The organism is Rhodococcus sp. OK519, assembly GCF_003051005.1.
In the GTDB taxonomy this organism is placed as follows: domain Bacteria; phylum Actinomycetota; class Actinomycetes; order Mycobacteriales; family Mycobacteriaceae; genus Prescottella.
On record NZ_QAOW01000021.1, the window covers coordinates 1 to 16,869 of the forward strand.

Annotated in this window: 12 protein-coding genes and 1 pseudogene; 4 read left to right on the top strand and 9 right to left on the bottom strand. The window is 64.8% G+C overall.

Annotated elements, in window-relative coordinates; genetic code table 11:
* The 6 genes from C8K36_RS24205 to C8K36_RS24235 form a co-directional block, all read right to left on the bottom strand.
* Positions 1 to 983: FAD-binding oxidoreductase (locus C8K36_RS24205; RefSeq protein ID WP_181319714.1), on the bottom strand; the 983-nt coding region annotated here is incomplete at its 3' end.
* Positions 984 to 1,048: 65 nt separating this feature from the next.
* On the bottom strand, positions 1,049 to 2,626 hold the full coding sequence (locus tag C8K36_RS24210; RefSeq protein ID WP_107987560.1) for an alpha/beta hydrolase: 1,578 nt from the start codon (positions 2,624 to 2,626) through the stop codon (positions 1,049 to 1,051).
* 54 nt (positions 2,627 to 2,680) lie between these two features.
* Positions 2,681 to 3,433 (bottom strand): MerR family transcriptional regulator, encoded by a 753-nt coding sequence (locus C8K36_RS24215; protein ID WP_420910941.1) that lies wholly within the window; start codon positions 3,431 to 3,433, stop codon positions 2,681 to 2,683.
* 165 nt (positions 3,434 to 3,598) lie between these two features.
* Positions 3,599 to 4,834 carry a peptide synthetase gene (locus C8K36_RS24220; RefSeq protein WP_146176540.1) on the bottom strand — a complete coding sequence of 412 codons (1,236 nt, stop codon included), beginning with the start codon at positions 4,832 to 4,834 and terminating at the stop codon, positions 3,599 to 3,601.
* Between the two features lie 1,255 nt (positions 4,835 to 6,089).
* A complete protein-coding gene (locus C8K36_RS24230) occupies positions 6,090 to 6,458 on the bottom strand; it encodes a VOC family protein (RefSeq protein ID WP_107987563.1) in 369 nt (122 codons plus the stop codon).
* Between the two features lie 35 nt (positions 6,459 to 6,493).
* A complete protein-coding gene (locus tag C8K36_RS24235) occupies positions 6,494 to 7,267 on the bottom strand; it encodes an SDR family oxidoreductase (protein ID WP_107987564.1) in 774 nt (257 codons plus the stop codon).
* Positions 7,268 to 7,352: 85 nt separating this feature from the next.
* On the opposite strand from C8K36_RS24235, the gene C8K36_RS24240 reads away from it, so the two are divergent.
* On the top strand, positions 7,353 to 7,925 hold the full coding sequence (locus tag C8K36_RS24240; protein WP_107987572.1) for a TetR/AcrR family transcriptional regulator: 573 nt from the start codon (positions 7,353 to 7,355) through the stop codon (positions 7,923 to 7,925).
* A 375-nt stretch (positions 7,926 to 8,300) separates the two neighbouring features.
* Here the strand turns inward: C8K36_RS24240 and C8K36_RS24245 are convergent, their stop codons facing one another.
* On the bottom strand, positions 8,301 to 9,857 hold the full coding sequence (locus C8K36_RS24245; protein ID WP_219910047.1) for an alpha/beta hydrolase: 1,557 nt from the start codon (positions 9,855 to 9,857) through the stop codon (positions 8,301 to 8,303).
* Positions 9,858 to 10,295: 438 nt separating this feature from the next.
* On the opposite strand from C8K36_RS24245, the gene C8K36_RS24250 reads away from it, so the two are divergent.
* Positions 10,296 to 11,900, top strand: a complete 1,605-nt coding sequence (locus tag C8K36_RS24250; RefSeq protein WP_219910048.1) for an alpha/beta fold hydrolase — start codon at positions 10,296 to 10,298, stop codon at positions 11,898 to 11,900.
* 112 nt (positions 11,901 to 12,012) lie between these two features.
* On the opposite strand, the gene C8K36_RS24255 is transcribed toward C8K36_RS24250, so the two are convergent.
* Entirely contained in the window at positions 12,013 to 12,591 is a 579-nt protein-coding gene (locus C8K36_RS24255; protein ID WP_107987566.1) for a TetR/AcrR family transcriptional regulator, read from the bottom strand.
* A 127-nt stretch (positions 12,592 to 12,718) separates the two neighbouring features.
* Here C8K36_RS24255 and C8K36_RS24260 point away from each other — a divergent pair, with 127 nt between their 5' ends.
* Entirely contained in the window at positions 12,719 to 13,900 is a 1,182-nt protein-coding gene (locus tag C8K36_RS24260) for a GDSL-type esterase/lipase family protein (protein WP_107987574.1), read from the top strand.
* Between the two features lie 588 nt (positions 13,901 to 14,488).
* Positions 14,489 to 16,000, top strand: a complete 1,512-nt coding sequence (locus tag C8K36_RS24270) for an alpha/beta hydrolase (RefSeq protein WP_107987568.1) — start codon at positions 14,489 to 14,491, stop codon at positions 15,998 to 16,000.
* Between the two features lie 212 nt (positions 16,001 to 16,212).
* On the opposite strand, the pseudogene C8K36_RS25350 reads toward C8K36_RS24270, so the two are convergent.
* Positions 16,213 to 16,296 (bottom strand): annotated as a pseudogene (locus C8K36_RS25350) (XRE family transcriptional regulator); the annotation flags it as partial.
* Between the last annotated feature and the right edge of the window lie 573 nt (positions 16,297 to 16,869).

The window sequence follows — 16,869 nt, forward strand, 5'->3', positions numbered from 1 at the left end:
TCGATTGCCGCAGGGGTAAGACCGGGCAACGACACCGTCCGAACCGTGTAGTGCTGTCCCGCGGGAAACATCCCGTCGAGGGCATGCAGCGCCTGAGCGGGCGTGGCCGAGTGTACCTCGGACATCAGCGGCGTTCCGAGCTTCTCCGCAGCCTGCACCCACGGCACCCCCTCCCGGGCATCACCGCTCCACTGCACCGCCATGAGCAACGCAGGGTTGCCGTCAGGGCCGCTCGTAATCGCGGGGCGCAGTGCGAGCTCGTCCGGAACGCTGGGAAGCAGCCGATCGAACCTGGTGAGGACGTCTCGGATCTCGTTCGTACCGAAGGCGATAACACCTGCAAGAACTTCAGGCAGTTCGGTAAGGCCAATCTCGAGCGACGTGACGACACCGAAGTTTCCACCCCCGCCCCGAAGCGCCCACAACAGGTCCGCGTTCTCGTCCGCCGATGCCCTCGTGATCGATCCGTCAGCGAGCACGACGTCTGCGGAGATGATGTTGTCGGCGGCAAGACCTATGGTGCCAAGGTAGGGCCCGTAGCCCCCGCCCAGTGTGAGCCCGATCACGCCAACCTCATTGACCGTCCCGACCGCCGCAGCCAGACCGTGCTCGCCGGCAGCGTCCATCAAATCATCCAGCCGTGCACCGCCTTCCACGCGAGCGGTCCGGGCGTCGACGTCAATCTGAACGTCACGCATCTGCGACAGGTCGATAGTGATCCCACCCTCGGCGTGCGCACTGCCTGCCCAATCGTGCCCGCGACCGCGGATGCCGACGCGGGCTGCCAGAGGGGTCGCCTGCAGAACGCGCTGCACATCCGGGGCACCAGCCACTCGTGCAATGAGTGCGGGACGGCGCGGCCGACGTGCGCTCCACAGAGCAGCACTTCCCTCGAACGCTTCATCAGCGGGCGCAATGACCTGCCCATCAATGGATGCGCTCAGCGATGCTGCCAGCTGGTCCCAGTCATGTTCTGCCTGCATTGTCTCTCCTGTCATCCTTGCGCCGCGGCGGTCGCGGCGCCGGCCGAATCGTGTGACGCGGGGCGTCACAGACTGCACTTTGCCTGCTCCGGAGGCGACTCGAGGTCGACGAGATAGTCGGCGACTATGTCGTCAACACATTCGTTGGTTCCGTCGACTGCGATGGTGTGCTGCTTACCGTCTACGGTGAGCAGGCTCCCGCCCAGTGTGTCGGCAAGGCTCGCGCCGCCGTCGTAGGGCGTCGTCGGATCACCGGTGATCGAGATGGTGAGCGTGTCGGGTAGTCCACTGATACCAGTGGCGTATGGATAGTCCAGATCTGGTTCAACGGGCCACGATTCGCACGCATCACGCGCTCCGTCGGCGCCGAGTCCGGCATCAGTAAACGGCGCCACCTCGTGGATTCTGCGTTTGAGTTCGACTTCCTGTTCCGGCGTGTGGCGCTGCTCATCCATACAGTTGATCGCGAAGTTTGCTTCGGAAGAATTGGGGTAAAGACCGTCCTCGCCGCGTCCGCCGAACACGTCGCTGATCTGCAGCAGCGTATCCGGTGATCCGTTGCGCACTTCACCGATTCCCTTGGTGATGACCGGCCACACCCTGGAGTCGAACAGACCCGCCGTCACCGCGCCATATGCGGCGTCGAAATCCATAAGCCGGCCCTCGGCCGTCACAATCGGATTCTCGATCAGTGGTCGCGCGATGCTGTGGAAGACATCTACGGCTCGGCTCGGGTCAGTTCCGAGCGCACAATCCGGCGTCAACGCGCAGTCGACTGCCATGTCGTCGAAGGCCTTTTGGAACTGCTGGAATTGCGCCACTCGGCGTTCGGCCGTGCCCAGATGTGGGTCGATGCCGCCGTCAAACACCATCGCCCTGACGTTGGCTGGGAACATCTCGGCGTACACCGCGCCCAGCCTGGTGCCGTAACTACGTCCTAGGAAGGTCAGCCGATCGTCACCGAGCACTGCGCGAAGGACGTCCATATCGCGGGCAGCGTTGCGGGTTCCGACCGCAGAGAGGACATCGTCTCCGCCGGACCGTTGCGAGCAGCGTTCCACGATCGTCCGGGTGTCCGATTCGGTCCAGGACCCGGATCCGGTCAACACTGTCGTAGTGCCCTGTCCCGCATCGATTTCCGCGTCCGTGAAGCAATCGATCGCAGGTGCGGACGCCGCGACACCGCGCGGATCGAAACCGACCAGGTCAAATTTCTCCGTCACTCGGCTCTGGCTCAGCGACCCCGCCGCGAGCGCAGCCATGCCCATGCCCGCTCCCCCAGGGCCTCCGGGATTGAGTACCAGCGACCCGATGGGTTCACCCCTGGCGGGCGCCTTCAACAGTGCAATCGACGCCGTCTTCCCTTCTGGATCGCGGTAGTCCAGTGGCACTTCCATACGGGCGCATCGGAACCTGGGGTCCAGGGTGAACGAGGCCCGGTCTGCAGAGGTCGTCGCATATCCCTCGCACGCCTCGAACGTCAGGGTCTGGTCGTAGAACCGATGCAGCTCGGTCGACGGTTCCGGTTCGGGGCTTTGTGCGCCCGTGCCCGCCGAGCCGGAACTGCACGCGCTAAGAGCCACGCACATCGTCGACGCTATCGCCACCGCGGCAGCCGCGAGCTTTCGTCGGGATTTGAACATGGGTGTAGAACTCCACTCGAGAGACAGGGTGAATCGTGCTTCGTCGGGTTGTCGTCAGTCGCGCAGGCCGAGACCCACGCGGCGCAAGACGTCGAGCTGGGCGGGGTTGTAGAGCTCGGACATCACATCCATGACGTCCTGCATCGTGCGTTGGCCGCCGGCGGTGAGTCCTGCGATCACGCCGGGGTGCTTGTCTGTCAGTGCCGCCACCTCCGGAATCATGCGGACAGCGAGGTCGGCCCGCGTCGATTCGTCTGCGTCGGTTGGTAATTCATCGAAGTCCGCACCGGCTGGCGTGGCGGGGGTGCGAAGTATTTCGGTGTACGCGTCAAGGGCAGGCGGGTCGAGCACGCTGCTCAGGTAGGTAGCGAAAGACTGGTCGGCATCGGTCAATTCACCGTTTCGATTCGCCAAGGCAATGTCCCGGGGCAGATCCGGTCGGGCAGAATGCCGCAGAATCAGCTCCAATTCAACCCGCGCCCGCTGCAACCGTTCGATCGTCGCCTCCAGCTCGGCGTCCAGCGCGCGCAGGGCGTGCTCGGGATGACTCACCTCCTCGCCCATCGCCGCAATCTGAGCGAGCGAGAAACCGAGCGCCGTCAGACGCTTGATCTGCAACACCCGGAGCAGGTGCGCGACACCGTACTGCTTGTACCCATTAGAGGCCCTAGCCGGCTGATCGAGGACACCGATGTCGTGGTAGTGCCGGACTGCCTTCACGGTGGCCCCCGCGAGTTCAGCGAGTTCGCGAGTGCTCCATCCCATGTCGTCTCCCGTGCTCTGGTGTCCGTCATCAAATGACAACATTCTGAACCGTGCCCTAAGGGCACAGTCAACCGCCGCGCGAAGGCATCAACGCCACCGCAGGGGCACGCCCGTCGAGGAAGCGATGATGAGCAGGAGGGGAACGATCTGCGTCATCTCTAACAGAGGCAGTACTACCCGCTCGCCGCGGCATCGACGCTGCCGCCCTCAGGAGACGGCGCTGGTGAGCTGAGCGACGATACCCGACAGTAGGCCGGCCACTGCCTCGTGACTGGTCATCGTCATGCGCAGCCGACCGCCACGGGTGATGACTCCCAGGATCTGCTCGTGATCAACCTGGGTACTCATCACCGGACCCCAGATCGCCTGCTCCAGAGCATTGTCCGTTTCGGAATCCACGATCCCGAGATTCGTGATCTCGATGTCGGCGTTCGTAGCAGCAAGCATCGCCTGTTCGGCGTCATCGGCATCGCCCACATCCAGCGAAGCCAGAGCAAGGACCGAGTTTCGGGCGGCATCCCGGATGCGCGCGGCAGCGAGCTGCGCGGCGGCTGCCGCGGCGAGTTCCCAGAAGTCCGGCAGCGACGGGCGACAGAGAACGACGCAGGTCGCAGTGAAGCGGACGGCGACATCGTCCTCGAGACCGACCGCCCGGCGCAGGTCGATCGGCACGTTGATTCGCACCCTCTGCCGGTCCGAGCCCTCAAACAGCGTCAACGCTGCAGCCGCGCACAGCATCGATTGCACCGTGCAGGAACGAGAACGAGCGCTTCGGCGGATCCGTAGCATTGTGGCCTCGTCGAGTTCTGCATGTTCCACCGCGGGGGGCGTGTTCTCGTCGAACGGACGCAGTCGGGCTGCAGGGCGGGGCGCAGGGTGTTCGCCGCCCGCAGCCTCGTTCTGCTCGGATGGTTCGGGTTCCGTGTCGAGCTGGCGCATCAAATCTTCCTGCGCCCTGGGTAGGTTACGGACGCCGATATCACGGCCTCCCACAGCGGCGAGAAGATCGTGCGCGGCGCGCAGAGCACCACGGCCGTCCGTGACCTGGTGCGAGAATGTCAACACGATGGTCGTACGCTCGGGCGTCGGAGCGTCGGGAAGAAGGACAACGCGCACCAGTGGTCCCGGTGACGGCGCGATGGCCTTGGACTGCTCGACAGCTGCCTGCTCCTGCCACGTCGAATCGAGCGCGATGCGCACACCGATGGCGCCGTCGGTATGCCGGAACACCGGCCGACTTCCGCTCCGGTCGATCATCGCGGCGAGTAGGGGGTGCGCCGTTTGCAGACGACTCAGCGCCACCTTGACCTCCGATTCGGACACGACGCGACCACACTCGACTGCGAGTGAGAACTGAACAGGGTTGCGATACATGTAAAGATCGATGATGCGCTCGAACGCCCCCAGCGGACGCAACTCGCGCCCTGACACGACAGTATTCATCGAAGTCCTTTCCTTTCCTAGCATCGACCGCCGAGTTGTGGTGCCGAGAGGCACTGTTTCCCAAAGTATTCCGAATCGCGTCCATTCCAGACCGTGCCCTAGGGGCAGGGTCAAGCCCGTCTCCGACGCGGCGCTTGACCACCCGGGACCACGACAACGAGATCAGAGCCAGCAGATGTCGTCTGAAGGTCAGAGCATCCGGATGCCGGACGGACGAGTGCTATAGGTCGCCGCGGTCGGCACCACGTACGGAAACACCAGCACTCATCCCGACGAACCCGGCGAAGTCACCGTCATGAATCGGGGCATCGAAGGAGTCGGCGTGGCCTATCGCAACGGCGACGAACGCAGGGTTTAAGCAGCACCGACAAGACCGTCGCGAAGCAGAAAGCAATTCCCGAACTCCGATAGACCGCAGGGCCCAAGCTCCGCGTCCCGTCGGCCGGCAAGGCTGTCATCCAGCCTCCTGCGCCAATACCAGTCCGGCGACGGCGCCGAAGGTGGTCGAGTCACCTATTCATGGAGTCGGGCGCTAGCAGCGCCGCCACACCCACGTCGTAGCCAGCGCACAGCGCGGGATACCACCTTGGCAGCCGTGACGATGAGCCTCGCTCGTGTGCGAGGTCGAAAGCGGCATGCGCAAGCCATCCACCTGCGATCACACGGGCGGACCAGGGTTTTGGCAGGAACGCTGCACCAAGAGACAGAGTGGTAGTCGCGAGCACTGCGATCCACTCGCGGGTAAGGATGTCCGAATGTGCGCGCCGCCCCAGGTGTGCGGTCGGATACACAACTGCCGCGCCCACCAACCCCGCGGCATAGGCCGTCACTCGGCGCGATGAAGTCTGCTTTGCAAGAGGCCGGTCACTGGCGATGCTCAGAATGCCACCCGCGGCAAACGCAGCGAGGTGGACGCGTAGCCCTCGTAACTCGTTCATCGAGTACAACTGAACCAGAATCGCACACCTCGACGCGCCGAAATGCGTCAGCAGGGCGGCGTACCCGCCGAACGCGAGCGCCCCGGCGCAGAGAACGACACTGGCCAGGGTGTTCGCGATGGTCCCCGCAGACAGTCCGGGGTGGTCAGCGACCACATGTGGGCGGTCGGCACGGACGAGTACTTCGCGTACATCGAGGTGGGGATGTCCGCGGCGTCCGGTTTCGTGAACCGACAGCGCCACTCCTGCCGAAACGCCCCTCAGCGCCAGTAGGTTCTCCGCGGAACCGAGCCTTCTGGGGCCCCGAGGTTTCGGCTTTACACCGCGCGAATGCAGAACGGGTGCCCGGCCGGGCTGGCGTACACACGCGAACCTCCTTGCGCGGGGGCGACGGGATCGTCTGTCGGCCGCAGCCGTCGACCGCCGGCGTCGAGAACACGCGTGTCCGCGGCCAGCGCGTCATCCGTGCTGAGGTCGAAGTGGATTTGTTGAGGCGTCCCGTCAGGCCATTGCGGCGGAACATGCTGCGGTGCATGCTGGACCACGATCACCGGGAGTCCATCGGCCTGCAGAAAATGATGCGTTTCCGCTCTGGTGATCGATCCGCCGAGCAAGCTGTGCCAGAACGCACTTTCGCTCTCCAGATCGCCGGAATCCACAACCAGTGATGCCAGGGAAAAGTTCATGGTGTTTCTCCTCGTTCCTTGTGGGATGGTGCGGCTCAGACCGTGGGGATGATGCCGCCGTCGACGCGGAATTGGGCGCCGGTGAGCCACTTGCCGCGGCTCGACGCAAGGAACGCGATCATCTCTGCGATGTCCTCGGGTTCGCCGGGGCGCCCCATCGGCACCTTCAGGTGGTCCACGATCTGCTGGGTGATGCCGTCGATATCGGCGCCCTGACTGTCGGCCATCTGCTGGAGGTGTTGGCGCGCACCCTCGGTGACGATGAAGCCCGGCAGAACGCACACCACGCGTACGCCGTGCCCGCCCACTGCCGTTGCCAACTCGCGGCTGTAGGCATTGAGTGCCGCCTTGGACGCGGCGTAGGAAGCCTCGGCTGGCTGGGGCAGATGGCTCGCTATCGAGGACACGTGCACGACGACACCCGAGCCGCGTTCGATCATTCCGGGAACCAGCGCGCGGTCGAGGCGCACCGCGCTGAGCAGGTTCATCTCCAGATCCGCCAGCCAGGAGGCATCGGACCGCTCCAGGGTCGGCATCGGCCCGGTGGCCGCGCCTGCGTTGTTGACCACGATGTCGACACCTCCGACGCTGTCCACTACTCGCCGGCCGAGGTCTGCCACCCCCTCCTCCGACCGCAGGTCGGCGCGGATGAAGGTCGCGGGTAGGTCGTCCGGAGGCGGAGTTCGAGAGGCGGTCAGCACCGTGGCTCCGGCGGAGGCGAAGCGCCGAGCCGTCGCCTCCCCCAGGCCCCGACTGCCGCCCGTCACCAGCACCCGGAGGCCGCCGAACTCGTCGTTCGCGATCGCCATTGACGCACTCCTTCAGTAATGTGAACCAGACTCCGGAAACCGTACACGTAAACGGAGTCGGACTCACCTTTTGGAGGAATCGATCTTGCCGTCACCACGCCCGCTGCGTGCCGATGCCCGCCGCAACCGCGAATCACTCCTCACTGCAGCGCGGCAGGCCTTCCTCGGCGACGAGACCGCCCATGTCGACGAGATCGCCCGCCGAGCCGGTGTGTCCATCGGCACGCTGTACCGGCACTTCGACACACGCGAGGCACTCGTAGCGGAGGTTTACCGCCAGGAAGTCGAGACGCTCTGCGCAACCTCTGGGCAGCTTCTCGAACAGCACGCCCCGGACGACGCCCTACGCGTCTTCCTCCTCTCGCTCGTGGAGCACGCGGCAGTCGGGAGGGGAATGGGGGAAGCCCTCGAGAGCATCATGGCTACCGACTCCCCCGTCTTCGAGGACGCACGCGACGAGATGGCCCGCGCCCTCGACGAACTACTCGCTGCCGGGGCCGCTGCCGGTCTCATCCGCGCCGACGTCGACGGGCGCATCGTTCTGCGCGCTCTCGGCGGAATCTGCGGGATCCGCACGGAAGGGTGGAGGGAAGACGCGGAGCGGATTGCTTCGATCCTGCACGACGGCTTGTGCAACTCACCGACCCGAGGGCAGTGAGGGGCAATGGATGGATATAGCGGGTAGGCCTTTGGTGGGGATTCCGCCTGCGCCATGGCGTCGCACCCAGTCCTGATGGGTCGCATGGGGCTGTGACAAATTCTGGAGTGACCCGATCCCGTGCGGACAGTCCCCCGGATAGAGGTGTGCCCCGGCGTCCGGGGGTGGACTGCCGGGGCACGGTGCGGGTATCCGGTGGCAGACTCTCCCGCGAGCCGGCGACGCTGCCGGATGCTCCGACGAGAACGTCGCCTCCGGGGCGCTCACGTCACTGGTGGCGCCGGTGTGGGTGTGCTCATGGCCTGTTCGATCCTTGTGCACCACAGTCGGTTCAGTGCCGGCGAACGGAAGCGCGCAGCGCGATCGGGCCGCAGGTCAGGTTCCTAGACGGCAGCGCGCACCCTCGTCCGGCAGCTCGAGGTTGACCAGATAGTCGGCGACAATCCCGTCGATACATTCGTTGCGAGAGATGACTGTCCCGTGCTGGTTGCCATCGACGGTGAGTAGCCGTGCCCCGAGGACCTCGGCCAAGCTGACACCGCCTTCGTGAGGCGTCACCGGGTCTCCGGTTGCCGAGACCACGAGTACCTCCGGAAGCCCGTCGATATCCGTGGCGTAGGGGTAGCCGAGTGTCGGTTCAGCAGGCCAGAACTCGCATCCGTCTTGAGTTGCGGGACTGGTTCCCGGGTCCAGGAATGGCGCTGCTTCGTTCAACTCGTCGCCGAGCTGAGCCATCTCCTCCGCGGTGAACCGTTCTTCGTCGAGGCAGTTGATGGCGAACAGCGCTTCGTAGGCATTCGTGTACTCACCGCTGTCGGATCGACCGTAGTACCCGTCTCGCAGCGCTAGGAGAGCATCGGGCCGGCCTGCTTGCATCTCCGTGAGCCCCGCGATGATGGCAGGCCAGCTCGCTTCGGAATACAGGCCGACGATGATTCCCTCGCTCACGGCGAGGAAGCCGACCTCCCGCCCGTCAGCGGCGATCAGCGGCTCATCTACGAGCGGCCTGAGGAGTTCCTGCGCCGCCGTGGTGGCCTGTGCCGGGTCGGTACCGAGCGGGCACGCGGCCTGGGTCATGCAATAGTCGGCGAAACGCTGGAACGACGCTTGAAGCCCCTCGCTGAGCTGGATCCTGCGATCCGGGGTGTTCATGAGAGGATCCACCGCGCCGTCGAGAACGAGGGCCCGGACATTCTGGGGAAACATCTCGGCATACACCGCTCCGAGGCGCGTGCCGTAGCTCACACCGGCGAAGGTGAGCTTGTCATCACCGAGCGCGGAACGGAGTACGTCCATGTCGCGCACGGCATCTCGCGTTCCGAGATGGCCAAGCATCTCTTTACTTCCCGAGCCGTCTGCGCACTGGTCCACGATCGCTCGTGCGGACTCTCCCGTCCATTCTCCAAGCGCCGAGAGAGGCGCGTCGGCGTCACGCTCCTCGTCGGTGTAACAATCGACCGCCGGACGGCTGAGACCGACTCCGCGCGGATCGAAGCCGACGATGTCGAAGCGCTCGGTGATCGGCCCGCCGGTCCACAGCGCGGCGACCAGCGGGCCGAACGTCGTCGACTGAAAGCCGGGGCCGCCTGGATTCAACATCACAGAGCCGATGCGGTCGGCGCCGGTGGCGGCATTCCGCGTGACGGCGATCTCGAGAGTCTCGCCCTCGAGGTCTTCATAGTCCATCGGCACCGTGAGTGTGGCGCACTCAGCTCTCTGTGCCGCCTCGATAACCTCGGGAACGGGAGGTTGGGAGCTCACGATCGTGGGGTCGCAAGGCCCGAACTCGAGTTCCTGCTCCATGAACTGTTCGAGCCCCGTATCGCTCAAGTTTTCGCGGTCAGCCGGTGCGGCGCCGGCGCAGCCGGCGAGCAGCAGCAGCGAAGCCCCGGCGACCACCGCCCGGCCTGGCAGCGAAGCTGCGGCGACCACCGCCCGGCCTCTCTTCGTCCATCGCCTACGTTCGTCGTCTTTCCATCGGCTACGCATCGGCGTGCTGTTCGGCACAGTCTTCCTTTCGTGGGTTTCAGCTAGCGAGTTCGTCATCCAGTTCGGTCGCATCCAGACAGGCTGCAAGTCGGCGATCTGCGCGCAACATCCGGCGAGATGTGGGCCTGCCTCAGCAGGTCGATCAATACGGCGACATCGAGTGATGGACCGGCACGCCGCCCTGCAGAACTCGATGTCCAGACGCTAGCACGTTGTACTAGTACAGTGTGTCACTGTGGATGGCAGGTGTGCCGCGGAGGAGGGCATCGGGACCAGCCGAAATCGCGCGCCTGATCGCTTGTGGCGTACGACCTGATATGCGGCCCCCGCCTGACCTGTCCACTTCCCAAGATGAACTTTCATCACGAAACGGAGGCAAAGGTGCCCGTGAACTTTCGCTGCCGGTCGAACAGCAACAGATCAGACCGTCCACCACGCCTGATCGGCATCGCCGCAATGCTGCTGCCGGCTGCGCTACTCGCGGCGGCCTGCACGTCCGCGGGGCCCGACCCGGCTCCCGGCGACAGTGCCGACGCGGCAGATATCGAGCAGTTCCGTACCCAGAGTCTCGATTTCGGATCGTGCCAGGGATACGGCACCGCCCTCGCTGACCAGATCTTCGCTGTCATCGATCGGACTGAGTGCGCCCGGCTCACCGTCCCTCTCGATTACGGCGATCCGATCGGCGATACCGCGCAGCTCGCCGCCACGCGCCTACCTGCGCGAGGTGAGGCGATCGGATCGTTGATCGTCAACCCGGGTGGCCCCGGGGGGTCGGGCGCACTGCAGGCAGTCGCGTCGGCGGAGGGGTTGAAGGGCACCGACATCGTCGACAGCTTCGACATCGTGGGATTCGACCCGCGCGGTGTCGGCGCATCGACCCCGGCCATCGACTGTCTGAGCGACGAGCAGTCAGATCAGGACGGGATCGTTTTTCCCATGGCAGCGAACCAAGGGGAGTGGACGGCCGACGACACCGAGACGCTTGTGGACCAGTGCATCAGCCGCACCGGCAGCGAAGCCCTGCTCGCCAACGTCGGCACCCGGGACGTCGCGCGCGACATGGACATCCTGCGCTCCGTGCTGGGAGACGAGCAGTTGACCTATCTGGGGCAGAGTTATGGCACCCGATTGGGCGCCGTCTACGCCGAGATGTTTCCCGACCGTGTCCGCGCGATGGTGCTCGACGGCGCACTGGATCCGGCACTCGGCACCACGGAACGCCGCCTGACCCAGTACGCCGGCTTCCAGCGGGCGTTCGATCTGATGGCCGCCAGTTGCGCACAGTCCCCGGACTGTGTGCTCGGTACCGACCCGGCCGAATCGACGGCACGGTTTCACGCCATCATGCGTCCGCTGATCGACGCCGCGATCGTCACCGATAGTGGCCGGCCGGTCACGTACAACATCGCGGTCGGCGCGGTGATCGCCGCCCTGTATCAGGAGGCCAGCTGGCCACAGGTGTTGGCGGGCATCGCCGAAGTAGAACAAGGCCGCGGCGAGATTCTGCTCGCTCTCAACGACACGTTCGCCGAACGCGGCGCAGACGGAGTGTGGTCGAACTACTTGGAGGCGAACTTCGCCATCAACTGCATCGACGAACAACGACGCACCCCCGAACAGGAAGAGAACCTGCGCGCAGGCGTCTACGAGGCTGCACCCTTCATGGATCCGGGAGTCGGCGTCTCCGGTGCCCGAGACGGTTGCGAATCCTGGCCCGCCGAAAACGATCTGACCTATCCGTACGCCACCGACGTCGAAGGTCTGCCGAACAGCCTGACGATCTCGATCACCGGTGACCCCACGACCCCCTATCAGGGCGGCGTCTCTCTCGCCGACACCCTCGGCGGATCGCTACTCACCGTCGAAGGCGAGCAGCACACCATCGCCATGTCCGGCACCAGCGAATGCGTCAACGCAATCGTCACCGCCTACCTGACAGACCTCCGCACCCCCGAGCAGGGCTCATCGTGCACATTGGGCTGAACTCACGCCGAAGGCTGAAACCATCTGGGATGGAACACGCCCTGGGGGCTGAATGCAGTTGGGCGCACGGCTCACCTCGATGACTGATGGGCTGTCCGAGTGGCCGATCGTCTCACGCTGGGCTCTCCGCGGGCCAGTTGGTCAGCAGGGAGTCCAGCGCATCCAGGGTTCGCATCCAGGATTGCTGCGAATCCGGGGGGCTGTGGCTGAAGGCGCCACTCATTTCCAAGCTGGCGTAGCCGTGGAACACGCTTCCCATCAGGCGAATCGCATGCACCTGTTCCGGTTCGGCGATGTGGTAGCCGCGGAGGATCGCTTGCATCATCTGCGTGTGGCGCGGGCCGGCGCTGGCGACGGCGGTGTCGGCGTCGAGCGGCATCCGGGCCGCAGCATATCGGCCGGGATTAGCTCCGGCGTAGTCACGATATGCATTCGCAAAAGCGATCAATGCGTCCCGGCCCGCGCGGCCGGCCACCGCTTCGCCGGCCAGGTTCGCCATCTCCTCGAGCGCGAGTAGCGCGATCCGGGTCTTGAGGTCCTGCGAACTCTTCAGATGGGAGTACAGGCTGGCGGCTTTGACATCGAACAAGCGCGCAACCGCCGAGACTGTCACCTGCTCGAAGCCGACGTCGTCGGCCAGCTCCGCGGCAGCCCGCGTTAGTCGTTCCAGGGTCAGTCCCACTCGCGCCATAGCCCACATCCTTCACATCTGGGGACAGTACCTATAACCTATAGGTAAAATCCTATTACCCGTAGGCCGTCGCTGACAGGAGCCGGCGGCCTCGGGACATCGACAGTCGATCCATCAGGTGGAAATCATGCACAGTCGGACCCAGTGGACAACCACACGCCTCAGTGAGGACTTCGTGGCCGGCGCCCTCGAACTCGAGCGCACCGATCACGGCCTGCTCCCGCATCGGCTTCCGCGGCAGGCGCGAAGCCAATGCACGGACGGCCAACTGGCCATGGCGGAGTCCCAGCCGTCCGGTGTGCGTTTGGTGTTCCGCACCTGCGCAACCGTTGTCGAACTCGACACCCTGCGCACCAGGCGGGTGTACCTCGGCGCCCCGCCACGCCCTGCCGGCATGTACGACCTGCTCGTCGACGGCCACCTCGTCGCGCAAGCTGGCGGTTCGGGTGGAAACACTGTGTCCATCGAGCTGTCCACCGGGACGACCAGTCGAGAGTCCGGGCCAATCGGAACGGTTCGCTTCACCGATCTGCCCGCCGGCATGAAGAGGGTCGAGATCTGGTTGCCGCATAACGAGACCACGGAGCTGGTCAGTTTGCGCACGAATGCGCCGATCGAACCGGCGTCAGGCGAGGGCCGCCGAGTGTGGTTGCACCACGGCAGTTCGATCAGCCAGGGGTCCAACGCGGCGAGCCCGTCCTCGACCTGGCCGGCGCTCGCAGCAGCCCTCGGGGGTGTGGACCTGGTCAACCTCGGATTCGGTGGCAGCGCCCTGCTCGACCCGTTCACTGCCCGTGCCCTGCGTGACACCCGCGCGGACCTGATCAGCATCAAGATCGGGATCAATCTCGTCAACGCCGACCTGATGCGCATGCGCGCATTCGGCCCGGCAGTGCACGGCTTCCTCGACACCATCCGAGACGGCCATCCCGACACGCCGTTGATGGTCGTCTCGCCGATCTTCTGCCCGATCCACGAAGACACCCCCGGCCCCGGCGCCTTCGACACGGATGCGCTGCGCAACGGGCACCTTCGGTTCGTCGCAACAGGCAACCCCACAGATCGAGCGGCCGGAAAGCTCACCCTCCGCGCCATCCGTGCCGAGCTGGAAGCCATCGTCACGAAACGTGCCGCGGAAGACCAGCACCTGCACTACCTCGACGGATCCGAGCTCTATGGCGAAGCCGACTACGCGGAACTGCCACTGCCGGACCGACTCCACCCGGATGCCGCCACCCACCGGCTCATCGGGGAGCGCTTCGCCAAAAGGACCTTCACCAACAACGGAGCCTTTGCGCCTACCGCGTAGATGCCGATGTCCCAGTAGGGCTTTGCGCGAAATTGGTGATCTCCAAGTCTGCTTCAGTGACGGTGAGCATCGCAGCTGGCGTCGACGGGGTCGAGCGAAGCGAGTATCAATGCGGTCTCACGCGCCGCGGCGCGTGCAACTCACAGCTGGGCTGTTGCATCTTGAGCGAGGGCAACCTGGGCATCTCGGGTGCCGGTACACCATCCGCGGTCGCGATCCGGGGTCCGATCATGGCGACGCAAGTCCGCGATGAATCTATCCTCGGCGCCATCGCGCACGGTGGACGACTACGACGTGTGCTGGCAACTCACCGCGACAGCAAAGCGCGCGCCGCCACGATCGCCGAGCTCCTCGCGTAACCGTCAGTCCCACAGGCGGAGTCGACGTCTGGGATGTTTGCCGGCCGGTCTCGTCGGTTGAGATATCCAGAACGTTCCGGCCCCGACAAGCTTCCATCGCGGCCATCACAGATGTCCTAGTCGGAGCTCTATTACGCCGTGCTAATACAGTGTGCTAATGTTGCCCGATCATGACGATAGTACGGCGTGCTAATTGGTATGACGGCGCCGACGACGAGGAAGGAATGCCATGAAACTCCGGTCGTACCGCCAGTCGGCAGCGGCAGCGGCAGCGGCAGTGGCGGTGATCTGCCTACTCGTGACCGGCTGCTCTCAGCCGTCCACGCCGGGTACAGCAGAGCCAGAACCGGCGCCGATCCTCTCGTGGGGTACATGCCCCGCTGGCGTCGAAAACCCCGCGGACGGTCCGGCTCGGCTGCAGTGCACCACCCTGCCCGTGCCGCTGGACTACGACGATGCCGAAGGGGAGCAGATCGACCTCACGATCTCGCGATTGCCGTCGAGCAATCCCGAGCAACGTCGAGGTGTGCTGTTACTCAATCCTGGTGGCCCCGGCGGCACCGGACTCGATCAACCCAAATTTCTCGAGTCCCTGGGTATGCCGAAGGACGTTCTCAACAGCTACGACCTGATCGGTATGGATCTGCGTGGCGTCGGACATTCGGCTGCGATCAGTTGCGGGTTCACCGATGACCTGCAGTATTACGGCGCAGTGCCGCCGTTTGCATACGATGAGGCAGCGTTCGACGAGCAAGTGGCGACCTCGAAGAAGGTGGCCGAGCGCTGCGCGGCCAATGATGTCGATGGTCGACTCGAGCACATCAGCACGGCCAACATCGCCCGGGATCTGGATCGGATTCGCGCCGCGTTGGGTGAGGAGAAGGCGAGTTTCCTCGGCTACTCGTACGGCACTGCGCTCGGTGCCGCCTATGCGTCGATGTTCCCGGATGCATCGGACCGGATCGTCCTCGACAGCAATGTCGGTGACACTCACCTCGATCGCGAGGGTATGCGCCGGTACGGACTGGGCATGGAGGAGACTTTCCCGGACTTCGCGAAATGGGCTGCAGAGCGCAATGATCGGTTCGGCCTCGGGGCGACGCCAGACGAGGTGCGCAGCACGTACTTCGAGATCGCCGATCGGTTGGATAGGGCTTGGTTCGAGGGCACGAACGGTCGGGCATTTCGGCTCGCGACGTTCGCATCGCTGTACAACCCGCGCTCGTACGAAGGTCTCGCGCAATTTTGGCAATCTGCTCGGACTGCGCCGGATTCGATGCTGGTGCCTGAGCCACCGACGCTCGATTCGACGCCCTCTGTGGGCGACAACAGTTGGTCGGTGTTTCTGGCGGTGACGTGCAACGACGTTCAATGGTCGGAAGACATCGCCGATTACCGGCAAGCAGTGGCCGAAGACAGCCAGAGGTACCCGTTGTTCGGTGCGGCGACCGCGAACATCATGCCCTGCGCTTTCTGGAAGAGCGAGCCTGCCGAGGCACCGGTTGCCGTCGAGACCAAGGGACCGAGCAATGTCCTCATCGCCCAGAACCGACGCGACCCGGTCACTCCGCTGCGTGGCGGCGAAATCATGCACGAGAAGTTCGGTGATCGATCAACACTTCTCACCGTCGACGGCAGCGGACACGGGGTCTACGTTCTCGGCACCAACCCGTGCGCCCAGGACGCCATTACCGAGTTTCTGGTCAACGGCACCATGCCCGCGGAGGGCACCATCTGCTGAGGCCCACCCCGCGTTGCCCTGGGTGCTCGCTGATCGGGGTGCATTGCACCATCGCAGCATGCAGCAGCGTGATTGCCGACGCCGCGATGGCCCGAGCCCGGCCTTCGCGGCGTTCGGCAAACCGGCCCGCGCACTCATCAACGTCGCGAGCCCGGGTCACGCTCGCAGGGTCAGTCTCGTCGAACCGTGCACCGAGACTTGGTGGGCAGCGTACGCACGTTGATGCGCGGATCACCGGTCGGCGGTGCATCGACCAGCTCGTCCAAAGTGACACCGTACGCACGGGCGACAGCCAGGTTCGAGCCGAGATAGGCCGGTGCCCCATTCGAATCCCTAAGTGTTCGTTCGGGAATCGATCGCCCCGGAACTCATCCGCGCTATCGAAGGCCCTCTCGCCGCGATTCGCCGCGCTGATCCCTATGACGACGAGAACACTTCGATCCGCCTGACCGCATTCGGTCCAGCAACGCTCGCCCGTCGCGAGACAAGCGACGAATGCTGTTGTGCTGCATACGCACTTCTCGGACGAGACCGTGATCCGCTGCGTTGACGGTTCGTGATGCGGCAGAGAAGGCGGGCCGCGACCCCTCTCCGATTCACATCTGGTCGTGCTACGCAGCGGTCGCTGACCGCCTGACGAAGTCCAGCCCAAAAGACCGTTGCCCGGCTGGACATATCTACAGACCACGGAGACCTAACGGTGAGGACGATCCGCTGGGGTCCAGCGAACTGAGGGACTCCAGCCGGTCATCCATCCCTATGCAGGACTGACGCGCCAACCACAACGGGTCCGCAATGCCTCGCACCGTCGCAGATCCGGCAAACACCTGCCAGAACTCGACGTCACCGCTCTCATCGGGGGTGAAGCC